Source organism: Pseudomonas sp. R9.37 (assembly GCF_963878885.1).
In the GTDB taxonomy this organism is placed as follows: Bacteria; Pseudomonadota; Gammaproteobacteria; order Pseudomonadales; family Pseudomonadaceae; genus Aquipseudomonas.
This window is the reverse complement of the sequence record NZ_CAWNZA010000022.1, coordinates 740,337-752,410: the sequence shown is the minus strand read 5'-3', so window position 1 is coordinate 752,410 and position 12,074 is coordinate 740,337. Positions and strand designations below refer to the sequence as shown.

General features: G+C 52.9%; 11 protein-coding genes and 1 tRNA gene. 9 read left to right on the top strand and 3 right to left on the bottom strand.

Going from position 1 to position 12,074, the window contains the following annotated elements:
* Positions 1-129: 129 nt before the first annotated feature.
* On the top strand, positions 130-1,161 hold the full coding sequence (locus AACU78_RS15675) for an SIS domain-containing protein (protein ID WP_106576699.1): 1,032 nt from the start codon (positions 130-132) through the stop codon (positions 1,159-1,161).
* 149 nt (positions 1,162-1,310) lie between these two features.
* Positions 1,311-2,666 (top strand): MFS transporter, encoded by a 1,356-nt coding sequence (locus tag AACU78_RS15670; protein WP_106576721.1) that lies wholly within the window; start codon positions 1,311-1,313, stop codon positions 2,664-2,666.
* A 262-nt stretch (positions 2,667-2,928) separates the two neighbouring features.
* Here the strand turns inward: AACU78_RS15670 and AACU78_RS15665 are convergent, their stop codons facing one another.
* Positions 2,929-3,954 (bottom strand): acyltransferase, encoded by a 1,026-nt coding sequence (locus tag AACU78_RS15665; protein ID WP_158266153.1) that lies wholly within the window; start codon positions 3,952-3,954, stop codon positions 2,929-2,931.
* A 416-nt stretch (positions 3,955-4,370) separates the two neighbouring features.
* Between AACU78_RS15665 and AACU78_RS15660 the strand changes: the two genes are divergently transcribed.
* From AACU78_RS15660 to AACU78_RS15635, 6 genes are all read left to right on the top strand, one after another.
* Positions 4,371-5,327 (top strand): tyrosine-type recombinase/integrase, encoded by a 957-nt coding sequence (locus AACU78_RS15660; RefSeq protein WP_106576697.1) that lies wholly within the window; start codon positions 4,371-4,373, stop codon positions 5,325-5,327.
* Positions 5,328-5,645: 318 nt separating this feature from the next.
* Entirely contained in the window at positions 5,646-5,915 is a 270-nt protein-coding gene (locus AACU78_RS15655; RefSeq protein WP_146151417.1) for a hypothetical protein, read from the top strand.
* Positions 5,916-5,923: 8 nt separating this feature from the next.
* Positions 5,924-6,331, top strand: a complete 408-nt coding sequence (locus AACU78_RS15650) for a hypothetical protein (protein WP_106576696.1) — start codon at positions 5,924-5,926, stop codon at positions 6,329-6,331.
* 2 nt (positions 6,332-6,333) lie between these two features.
* Positions 6,334-6,624, top strand: coding sequence for a hypothetical protein (locus tag AACU78_RS15645; protein ID WP_106576695.1), 291 nt, complete (start codon positions 6,334-6,336; stop codon positions 6,622-6,624).
* On the top strand, positions 6,611-8,068 hold the full coding sequence (locus tag AACU78_RS15640; protein ID WP_106576694.1) for a DEAD/DEAH box helicase family protein: 1,458 nt from the start codon (positions 6,611-6,613) through the stop codon (positions 8,066-8,068). Before AACU78_RS15645 ends, AACU78_RS15640 begins: the two co-directional genes overlap by 14 nt.
* Positions 8,069-8,688: 620 nt before the next feature.
* The gene (locus tag AACU78_RS15635) at positions 8,689-9,045 is read left to right on the top strand and encodes a hypothetical protein (RefSeq protein WP_094953091.1); all 357 of its coding nucleotides are present in this window, start codon (positions 8,689-8,691) and stop codon (positions 9,043-9,045) included.
* 353 nt (positions 9,046-9,398) lie between these two features.
* Here AACU78_RS15635 and AACU78_RS15630 read toward each other — a convergent pair whose 3' ends face one another.
* Both AACU78_RS15630 and AACU78_RS15625 read right to left on the bottom strand, forming a co-directional pair.
* Positions 9,399-9,944, bottom strand: a complete 546-nt coding sequence (locus AACU78_RS15630) for a hypothetical protein (protein WP_146151416.1) — start codon at positions 9,942-9,944, stop codon at positions 9,399-9,401.
* A 487-nt stretch (positions 9,945-10,431) separates the two neighbouring features.
* Positions 10,432-10,508: transfer RNA gene (locus AACU78_RS15625), tRNA-Val, on the bottom strand.
* A gap of 184 nt (positions 10,509-10,692) precedes the next feature.
* Between AACU78_RS15625 and AACU78_RS15620 the strand changes: the two genes are divergently transcribed.
* Positions 10,693-11,976, top strand: coding sequence for an NAD(P)/FAD-dependent oxidoreductase (locus AACU78_RS15620; protein ID WP_106576691.1), 1,284 nt, complete (start codon positions 10,693-10,695; stop codon positions 11,974-11,976).
* Positions 11,977-12,074: the final 98 nt, after the last annotated feature.

Here is a 12,074-nt window from a genome sequence, read left to right as displayed (position 1 = left end):
TGCGCACTTCGCCCACGATGCGCCACTGTGGGGCGCCTTGAGCATGGCGATGGACGCCGCCGGGCTGAACGCCCTTGCGCAGCAACTGATCGCGGCCGGCAAGACCCTCGACGCGCCAGGAGTTTAATCATGTCATTGATGTTGAGTGAGACCTTGTCCACCCCGGCGATCGTGCAGCGCATGCTCGAGGATGACAGCGCGATCCATGCGCTGACCCGGCAATGGGCGCAGACGCTGCCCGAGTTGATGATCACCGTCGCGCGCGGCAGCTCCGACCATGCCGCCGCGTATTTCAGCTATGCACTGATGAGTCAGGTCGGCATCCCCAGCGTGTCGATTCCCCTGTCACTGGTCAGCTTGCAACAACCGCCGCTGCGCTTGAAGAACAGCTGGGTCGCGGCATTTTCCCAGTCCGGCAAAAGCCCCGACCTGATTGACAGCGTGCATTACCTGCATCAGCGCGGCGCGCATTCGGTGGCGCTGGTCAACACCGCCGGCTCACCGCTGGCGGCCATGAGCGAGCATGAAATCCTGCTGCCTGCCGGCCTGGAACAGAGTGTGGCCGCCACCAAAAGCTACGTGGCGATGTTAATGGCCGGCGCCCTGGCGGTCGCCAGCCTGGCAGATGCGCTGGCCATCGACACCGGGCTGAGCGAGGCTCTGCAACACTTGCCGGGCCACCTGCATAACGCTGCTGCCGAGGACTGGTCGCCACTGCTTGGCATGCTCACAAACGCCGACAAAATGATTGTGATCGGTCGCGGCGCGGCGTTGCCGATAGCCCAGGAGGCTGCGCTGAAACTCAAGGAAACTTCCGGCATCCAGGCTGAAGCTTTTTCCAGCGCGGAAGTGCGCCATGGCCCGATGGAGATCATCGAAGAGGGCTACCCGGTGCTGGTCTTCGCGCCCAGCGGCCCGGAGCAACCGGGCACCCTGGCTTTTGCCGCGGAAATGCGCGCCCGCGGTGCCCGCGTGTTGGTGGTGGCGCCGCGCGGTACGGTTTGCGAAGGCCTGTTGCCCAGCGTGCCGACCGCACATGCGCTACTGGAGCCCTTCACGATGATTCAAGGGTTCTATCTGAGCGCAGCGCAGCTGGCTGAGGCGCGCGGGCGCAATCCGGATCAGCCGCGGTATTTGAAGAAGGTGACGCAGACGCGGTAATTCGAGCGTGCGGGCCCAGGGCTGACCCGGTATTGTCGAGTGCGATCGACCTTCACTGAAAAAGGCCAACGCCGGTGACTTCATCCGTTACACCTGTTTCAAGCGTACAGACCCGTTTGATCGCCCTGGTGGTCGCCGTGACCTTTTTCATGGAGAACCTCGATGCCACCGTCATCGCCACCGCCTTGCCCACCATGGCGTCGGCGTTCGGGGTCACGGCGGTCGACATGAATATCGGCATCACCGCGTACATTCTTGCCGTGGCGATCTTCATCCCGCTGTCCAGTTGGATCGCCGACCGCTTTGGCGCACGTCGGGTGTTCGCCGCTGCGATCATCATCTTCACCCTGGCTTCGCTGCTTTGCGGGTTGAGCCAGAGCCTTGAGATGTTCGTGATCGCCCGCGTGCTGCAAGGCGTGGGCGGTGCGCTGATGGTGCCGGTGGGGCGCCTGGCGGTGCTGCGCAATACCGACAAAAAAGACTTGGTGAACATGATTGCGGTGATCACCTGGCCTGGGCTGGTCGCGCCGATTCTAGGGCCGGTGGTGGGTGGTTTGATCGTGACCCACGCAACGTGGCCGTGGATTTTTTACGTGAATCTGCCTCTGGGGATACTGGCCCTGGTTGCCGCCTTGTGGCTGGTCCCCAAGGGGCGCGAGGCCAGCGTACGGCGGTTCGACGCCAAAGGCTTTGTGCTGCTGGCCGGTGCGTGTGTGGCAGTGCTTGGCGGGCTGGAATGGCTGGGCAACCAAACCAGCGAAACGCTGATCCCGGGTTTTGTACTGGTGGCCACGGGCACGTTGCTCGCAGCATGGGCCGTGCGTCATTGCCGCCAGCATGCTGAACCGTTATTACCGCTTCAGGCACTGTCCATCGGCACCTTTCGCGTGAGTATTCTTGGCGGGTCGCTGTTCCGTCTCGCCATCAGCGCCCTGCCCTTTCTGCTGCCCTTGTTGTTTCAAGTGGGTTTCGGCCTTTCTCCGGTGGATGCCGGCTTGCTGGTGCTGGCGGTGTTTGCCGGCAACCTGGCAATGAAACCCTTCACGACGCCAATCATGCAACGCTTCGGGTTTCGCCCGGTGCTGCTGGTCAATGGCGCCATTGGCGTCGCATTGGTTGCCGCCTGCGCCTTGTTCACGGTGCAAACGCCGTTGCCGCTGATGGCGGCCGTGCTGTTCGTGGGTGGGCTGTCACGGTCGATGCAGTTTACTTGCTACAACTCGATCGGCTTCGCCGACGTCCCCAAGGCGCGGATGAGCGAGGCGTCGGCGCTGTTCAGCATGGCGTTCCAGCTAGCGATGGGTCTGGGGGTTTCCATGGCGGCGCTGTTGCTACGGGCGTCGATGGCCGTGCAAGGGCACGCCGTGCACGCGGCCGTCGGGGACTTTCGGGTGGCCTTCGTGGGCGTGGCGCTGCTTGGGCTCGTGGGATTGATTGACGTGTATCGTTTACCGGTGGGCGCCGGGGAAAGCGTGCTGAATCGCGCCAAAACGACGGGACCGTGAAGAATCCTGTTCCAGACCTATACTCCATTGAGCGGTGGCGCGTTTTGCGCACCGCTCACGGCAGTATTGCCGACCAAGAGGTAGCCGCTATGTACGCCGGACAAATGAATATGACGACAACAAATGGTGAAATACGCTGCCAGATGGTTGTTCAAATCATCTGCCTGTTGTCGGTTGCCACGCTGTTCTGCTGACCCATCAGTAATGCCTTTCAACCTCCGCTGCGCATAACCGCGCGGGGGCCGCATTCGCGCTGAGAATCTTAAATAATATGCCTCAAGGGCGTGAACAGCCGCGCAATGAATATCGGCACAAGTGTGATGAGGAAGAGAGAGAAGACCAGCGCGGGAATTATCCAGAGCATCGAATGCCCTTCGATCAAAGGCCCATAGACGATGCTCAGTCTATTCATCACAAAGATATGCAAGCAGTACACACCCAGGGTTGAGCCCGCCAGAACATTCAAGACCTTGGCATGTCGGGCCAGGCGCGCGCCTAGTTCAACAAACAGGCGAAAGCCGAAAATAGAGCCGACCACGACAAAAGGCGAAAGGTAAGAGAAAAACAGTTGATTGGGCACGCCGTCGCGCAACGACAACCCATACGTGGCCAACGCTGTGCACACCGCACAAATCAGAAATCCTGCGGCATCAACAAGCACGGTGGGCGCTTGCTGCGTCTGTATTCGATCAAACACGTAAGCCCCGAGAAACACGAACCCGCTTAACCCTGCAAAGGACGACAGCCCGTATACAGAGGCCAGATCGCCAACACCCGGATAAAAATAAGTCACCAACGGAATAACGCTGGCAACAACAAACCAGATGGATAAATAGATGAGTTTTTCCGCGTCGGTGGAATGTCGGTAGATCTTGGCCATGAACGGAATAAACAGGTAGATCCCGACCAGCGCATATAAGTACCACAGGTGAAAATAAGCAGGGCCCTTGAACACCGAAACCATCGAGGCACTTAACCCGCTGTAATCACCCGTCAACCGCGTCTTCCACAGCACATAGAACACCGACCAGAAGATCAGCGGCGGGAATATCCTGATAAAGCGCTTTGTATAAAACGCCTTTACCCCTTCCTCTCTGCCAAGCAGCAGCGCACCCGACAACATCAAGAAGAGCGGCACACACGACCGGACGAGGGAGTCGTACGCATTGAAATAAGCCCAGTCATGGCCGAACGCTGCAACCCCGGTGGCGGAAACATGAAGAACAACGACCATGAAGCAAGCGATGATGCGGGTGAAATCCAGTCCAGCACTCAGTTCTTTTCTCATTGTTCTTTTCGCGCCCCTGTCACGCCACATTCGCTGGCAGCGTGATCAAATCCGTCTGTTTTTGTGCGCGCGAGAATAGCACGACGCCGCTCACTCGAACGCGCCCACACCGGTATAGGCTATTTTGAGTAAACCTCAACCACGTCCACGCAGCATGTGATCAGTACCGATGCACTCAGGGCAATTTGAACAAGAAGGCGGGCACCGGACGGGGCATTGGTAAATCGCAGGCAACAAAAAAGGGCCCACCTTTCGGTGAGCCCTTCTAGACCGCCCAGCAGAGCGGATTTTGTTTGGTAGGCGCGATTGGACTCGAACCAACGACCCCCACCATGTCAAGAGCCACCCTGCTAAGCGCTAGGCCACGTAGCCTATAGCCCTAAGGAAACGCCCATTCACATTATGAGGCGTCAACCATGGCTAACATTCGCTCCCTTCCCTCTGGCAACTGGAACGCTCAGGTTCGATTGAGAGGAAGCCCCCCGCAATCCAAAACATTCCCCACTCAGGCACTGGCCCAAGCATGGGCAGATCAACTAGAGGCTGTCACCAAGACGCATCAGACACACACCCTGTACACCCTTGGCATGACCTATTGCGAAACCATGCTCAAGGGCAAGGGGAGCTATGACCACGCTCTCAAGATTGTTGATCAGCTCTTTGCAGCCTTCCCCCAGTCAATCCACGACATCACCCCTCAGCTAGTCAATGACTTCAAGCTGAAGCGTCTACAGACGGTCAAGCCTGCTACCTGTCGCATACAGCTAGCGTTCATGTCTCGTTTCTTCAGGTTCGCTAAGCGCGGCCTGCTCATTGATATTCACAACCCCGTAAGTGACATAGCGCTACCCAAGCCAGACAAGTCGAGCGACAAGGTAATCAGTGCTGGCGAGCTTAGACAGTTGCTCAACAAGCTCTCCCCCACCATGGCCCTAATCGTGGAGCTGGCCTATGAGACAGCCATGAGACGCTCAGAAATGCTCAAGCTCACAACTCAATGCCTTCACCTGGATGAACGTATAGCGGACGTAGTTGATGGTAAGAACGGCACTAGGTCTGTGCCCCTGACCATGCGTGCCATAGAACTACTGAAAGAAGCACAGAGGCTAGCTCTAGCAAGCAAGGCACACAGAGGACGACTGTTTATCGTGACGCCTCATGCAGTGTCTCAGGCGGTTAGGTTGGCAAGGAACAAGGCGGGTCTTGATGATAGCGTCAGGCTTCACCAGTTAAGGCACACCCGCATCACCAACGTTGCCAAGAAGGGATTCAACAACGCTCAGATAATGATTGTGTCGGGCCACAGGGACACTAGGTCTGTAGCTAGATACTCCCACCTGAACGCTAAGGATGTACTTCACCTTATTGATTAAACGCCCTGTAGTGCGGCAGGGACGACGATGGGAGACGCAGTGCCACCAGTATAGCCAACTGCTGCTGTAAGCCCTCACAGAAGCTTACAGTGGCATTGAGATAGTGGAGAGTAATGGGATGGGCATGACTCAGAGTTACAGATAGAAACTTATTTGCAAGGTGCTTGTAGACCTTTACCCCCAAAAATCAGTATAGGTAGTATCGGCAATGATTTCTTGATGCCTGTAATTTCCATATCACAGGGAATGCAGGTTAGCGGTCCCGCTCACATCAACTGAAAATCATTGAGTCCTACCAGCACCAGATGAGAAAAACAAATGACTACCACAATAGAAGATATTGCGGCGTTGCATCATGCTCGCCTAAAAACCCTTACGCGCAAATTAATCTACCTAATGATTAAAAATGGATACAAGGAGGAAGGATGGACAACATTATCTGTTAGCGAATTCGGCAAGGCGACAGCACTTACACGAAGGGCTGTAGATTACATCCTCAAAGATCTTATAGCGGGCGGAGTAATTGAGCGTAGAAAATCAGGCCCACTATACACCGCCCCCTACCAATACAGAGTCATCGAACTCTAAGGAACCATATGAACACCGTCACAATGACTGAAATTAAAGAGCTTGCACGTCAGACAGGTAACACCCCAATGGCAGTGCTGACAGACCTTATTGAGCGTGGCTATCAGCTAGTTGAGGACGCACCCATTCCTAAAGGTAATCCGCTCACTTCTTCCAAGGATGCTACAGCTCTGTGGAAAGCTACTAAACAGAAAGTGGCAGAAGACCTTTATCAAGCAGACCCACTCGTTCGACAACTGATTGATGTGGACAACGCATACAGAGGGTTTGCGCAACAGCCGAAGCAGAGCGTGGTTAAGCGTGATGAGTTTGGCAACGTAACAGGCACTACTAAATCAATGCTTACTGGCGCAAGCCAGAAAGAGCAAGCCGTACTGATGGCCGCTATCCGCGCTAACTACAACCAAGGGCAATAACAATGAAAGCAGTAGACCTCACCCCAGCAGAAATTAAAGCACTAGAACAACGCCGCTCTTCCCTCAATGCAATTGATTGTTCCATCGCAGAGAAAAACAAACTCATCCATGGCGTTAAGAATTACAAAGGCGTTGACTACGGCATGAGTCAGTACGGCCTGTATCAAGTGACGTATGTAGTGGACGCCAGCTTCTTCCCGACAGAACTAACTGGCACGTTCACTGATCCTCGACAAATCACTAGAACTGTAGACAGCTTAATCGGAGAGGGAAAACTGGTTGATTCCGAATAAGAACAAAACCATTTTCGTAGCTGAAGCTACACCCGGCACAGGCAAGACGGAACAATTTATCAAAGAGCTAGACTCTGATCCCTACAAGCGGTACGTGTATGCTGTGCCTACCAAGGTCCTGTCAAAGGATGTAGTTAAACGCATCCAAGCAAAAGGTATCAATCACGTATGCGTAATCAACAGTGACACGCATAAGAATGTCACTGACACAGTAGAATGCACGCTGCTTGAAGATGACCCCAAGGTGCTTGTCATTACGCATAAGACACTACTAGACCTTGACCCTTGCTACCTGCAAGATTGGATTGTGGTGATTGATGAAGTACCCTCTGTCGCTAACAACCTAACCAAGGATATTGGCGACCACGCTTATACAAATTTCCTAGAGAAATTCATTGAGATTGATAGCGTCTCCACCAGAGCGTTTATCAAGCAGGGTATGACAAAGGAAGCCAGAGCCACCTACTCTGATGTAGTAAACGATAAGGGTATGTCAACCATCTGCACTTGTCTCGGTGCTCTCCTTAGGGGTAAGGCTGATGTGTTCATCAAAGAATACGAAGACAAGAAAGACAGCAGATGGAAGTGGCAAATCAGGGTAATTGATTACTTTGACTTAAGCGGAATCTATGAAGCTGCCCAAGAAACTCACATCCTAGGTGCCAATGTCACTGGTACGTTAGCCTATCAGCATGCTCTGACCAAGGGATATAAGCTTGAAGTCTCCAAGTTCACACCAGAACACAGGAGCTACAAGTTCCCAAGTTACATATACCCACTAATTGGGGGAAGCAAGGTAAGCAAGACCATGCTACTGACGCTCCCCAATGGTGATGTAGCAGAGGAATGGAATGAACAAGTGTACGGGCATGCTCTACTACGTGATGCTATCCAGTTCGTTCAAGGTGAGCCCATCCTTGCTCAGGTGCATGACTGGTGCAAGTTCCCCTTTGAAGACTATCCCAACGTAATACGTATGCCCTTTGATGCAAGGGGATTGAATGGATACTCAGGCGTACACCATACGCTCTCCTTGATCCATGGCAATCCTAATCCTGTCGATGATCGGAACAACTCTGAGATGCTAGCAAAGATGGCCGTAGATATTTCTGTAGGCAAGCAGGCATTACGCAATGAACGCTACAGAGAATACATATTCCAAGCAGCAACACGAAGCAGTATCAGGACTTTTAATAATGACAGACCTACTATTCACTTCGTGCCTACAGAAGAATCAGGGCGACACCTAGCGTTCGACTTAACAGGGTGCCACTACATTCTCAAAGACTTAACCAGACTCGCTCCAACTAGCAATGCCAAAGGTAAGACTGAAAGTAATATCCTCACCGCCAAGACGCTATCATCTGAAGGCTTATCAGCTAGGAAGATCGCTCAAGTTATGGGAGTAAGTAATTTCACTGTATCCAAATGGCTGAAATCATAAGCCATTAACTGTGAGGTTTTCCTTAGAGAGTCTTAAGAGAAATCTCACACTTTGACCTTCAATATTTAAGATCAAGAGCAACGTCAGCAAGCTGACAAAGAGCACGCATTAAAGAGAGAATCAAAAACAGAGCACCTACCAGTACATCGCTCTTGATCCTTCTTTATGCGTATGCCACTCCGTGGCGTGCTCTTGCTCTTGCTTCTGTCACACCGTGACGTTAAGAATCAATCAATAAAGGAAAATCAAATGACAGACAATGACATGATAAAAATTCCAGACTTAACCTCGATAGTAATTCATAGCCGTTTCATCCAAAGGGGCTTAGCAAGGGAGATCATTAGTAAGCGAGGAGACTACAAAGCCTTGTACAAAATCTCGCTCGATCACAATTTAACCTTGCAAGCAGTAGGTTATATCTCAAGGCTAGATCTAAGAGAAATTGAGATTGCAAGAGCCAACTAGATAGTGACACTACTCCTAACCCTACTACTTTGCCTACAGTACACCCAGCTAGTAATCTTTCAGATCAAACAAGATTACAGCATGACCGCTATAGCGCTTAACACCATGAGCTATTCACTCTCCCTATTTATAATGATCCGACACAGAGCCAGACTATGAAATTCACACAAGAAGACAAGACAGAATACATTGAGACAAACTCCCATTGCGTATTAGCTAAGCGCTTGGGGATTAGTATGCTCACCCTGGATACCTATGCGGATGATCAGGGATGGAAAGAAGAACACCGCATCTATTGGCACGACAAGTCGATTGAGATATTGAAACAAGAGCTAGTCAACGGAAATATAAGTGCTGTAAAAGAGATGCTCAAGGTTACGGGTAGCGTAAGACCAGTAGGACGACCACGTAAATTGGAAGTTGAGCGTGAGGTTGCCATTAGCAAGCGCATCGATGAGGAATACGCAGCAGACATTCGACGAATGAAGCTTGTAGACACCAAAACAAGATAATTATTTATTAAGACTGGAGGGGTGCATTGCCCCTGGAGACCGGCGTTCAAATCATTTAACTTGAATCGCGCAGGTTCCGGAGCTGCTGACTTGAGTATGACCCAAGGTCGCAAGATATTCGACGCACGCATAGTACTTACGATTATAAACACGGTCAAAGCACACAAAGAAAACCAATAATAATACAAGAACAACAACACACTTTACTGTTTGACTCAAGCCAAATCCGATCATGCTGCCCTCCATGCAGATAAAGCTGACTAAACCAGGAGATTCAGCCGGGCCAATATCAAAACTCTTCTTCAGAAAAGCCAAACTCTACAACAGAATACTTAAGCGACCTAACGCACAACCTACTTTACAAAATTGGCACTCACACCTAGCTCGCGCAATCGAGCCTGAAATCCTTCTAACGCCAACTCATTGGTATGCTTTATCTTCTTAGCTCGCATACGATACCCCTTCAGTTTTTTCAAAGAGACCCTATCGCTATCACTTACAGCAAGATAAAACTCTTCAGCACTTTGCAAAGCTGGCCTGACAATCTCATGCTCAACCTTAGCCAAGTATACAGAAACTGAAAATCCATTACGATTATAAAACATACCACTTTCAGATTTTACACGCATTTCCGAAATAAGATTGAAAGCCTTGCTAAGCATCGCCCTGCTCTCATGAGCATCCTGTACCAACTCCTCACGGATTCGATCCTTTAGATCCTTCCTATCACTAAAGTATTTGTATATCTTATAAACATGAGGAATACCACCTACTATAGCGCCACTTAAAAAAGAAATAACGCCTTTGTTTTCAGAATACAAAGAGACTGTAAAATTAACAAAAGCTTGGAAAGTCGATGCTCCGTCAACCATGTAAAAGATACCTCGTTCAATTTTCACGATACTATTGGAACCATGGGAATTTGGCTAGAAATTCAGAAGACCCATTGCATACATAAGCACCCCACCCCACACCCCCTGCCCCACCCCTAGAGAGACGTCCCTCCACCCCTACAGCAGCACACACAGCGTTCAGGATTCACCACAGAGCGTAGGGTGTTGAGCGTGGCCGACAGGCGTATCCGCCTCACAGCAGGCACGTAGCTCAGTTGGTTAGACAGCCTGCCCTTGTGAGGTACGAACAACGGGCAAGGGAGTGAGCCTGCGAACGTACCACCACCTAGACAAGATAGTGAACGAGCCATGCATATCAATGGGTTAGGTAGAGTCGTTCACAAATATGAGTGTGAACAGGGGAGGTAAAGATCTACGTTCACATTGCCTTGTGTGAACGAAGCCTATAATTTGTGAACGTTTTCTTAGGCAACAAAAAAGGGCCCACCTTTCGGTGAGCCCTTCTAGACCGCCCAGCAGAGCGGATTTTGTTTGGTAGGCGCGATTGGACTCGAACCAACGACCCCCACCATGTCAAGGTGGTGCTCTAACCAACTGAGCTACGTGCCTGCTGTGAGGCGGCATTCTACGGAATTCCGGAGGGGTGTCAACATCTTTTTTGCAGCTAACCCTATGAATATGCGAATTATTTATTTGCGCCGGGTGCACCGGTGATTTTCGGGTGGCTGGCAGGCAATTTTCAACTCAGGTAGGATCGGCGCACTCGTAAAAAATATAAAACAGAGGTTCCAGGATGGCGAACACCCCCTACCCCCAGTCGTATTACGCCGCGTCCGCGAATGCGGTTCCGCCTCGCCCGGTACTGCAAGGTGACGTCGAAACCGATGTGTGTGTGATTGGCGCCGGCTACACCGGCCTTTCCAGCGCGCTGTTTCTGCTGGAAAACGGTTTTCGCGTCACCGTGCTGGAAGCCGCCAAGGTGGGGTTTGGTGCGTCGGGCCGTAACGGCGGGCAAATCGTCAACAGCTACAGCCGCGACATCGATGTGATCGAGCGCAGCGTCGGCCCCAAGCAAGCGCAGCTGCTGGGGCAGATGGCGTTTGAGGGCGGCAGGATCATTCGCGAGCGCGTGGCCAAATATCAGATCCAGTGCGACCTGAAGGATGGCGGCGTGTTCGCCGCCCTCAACAGCAAGCACATGGGCCACCTGGAATCGCAGAAACGCTTGTGGGAACGCTACGGGCATACGCAACTTGAGTTGCTGGACGAACGCCGTATCCGCGAAGTAGTGGCCTGTGATAACTACGTCGGCGGCCTGCTCGACATGAGCGGCGGGCACATTCACCCACTCAACCTCGCGCTGGGCGAAGCGGCGGCTGTTGAATCCCTGGGCGGCACGATCTACGAGCAGTCGGCTGCGGTGCGCATCGAGCGCGGCGCGAACCCGGTGGTGCACACCGCCGAAGGCAAGGTCAGGGCCAAGTTCATCATCGTCGCGGGCAACGCCTACCTGGGGAACCTGGTGCCGGAGCTGGCGGCCAAATCGATGCCTTGCGGCACACAGGTCATCACCACCGCCCCACTGGGTGATGAACTGGCCAAGACGCTGCTGCCTCAGGATTATTGCGTCGAAGACTGCAACTACCTGCTCGACTACTACCGCCTCACCCGCGACAAGCGCCTGATCTTCGGCGGCGGCGTGGTGTATGGCGCACGTGACCCGGCCAACATCGAAGCGATCATCCGCCCGAAGATGCTCAAGGCCTTCCCGCAGCTCAAGGACGTGAAAATTGATTACGCCTGGACCGGCAATTTCCTGCTGACCTTGTCGCGCTTGCCGCAGGTGGGTCGCCTGGGCGACAACATCTATTACTCACAAGGCTGCAGCGGCCATGGCGTGACGTACACGCACCTGGCAGGCAAGGTGCTGGCGGAGGCACTGAGAGGTCAGGCGGAGCGATTTGATGCGTTTGCCGACCTGCCGCACTACCCGTTCCCGGGCGGGCAACTGTTGCGCACGCCATTTGCGGCGCTGGGCGCCTGGTATTACGGGTTGCGGGACAAACTGGGGTTCTGACCACGCAGCGGGAGCCGGCTTGCCGGCTCTTGCAGCCGAAAGCCAAATCGCAGAAACAAAAAACCCCGGTCTCTCAACCAGGGTCTTTGCTATCGGAT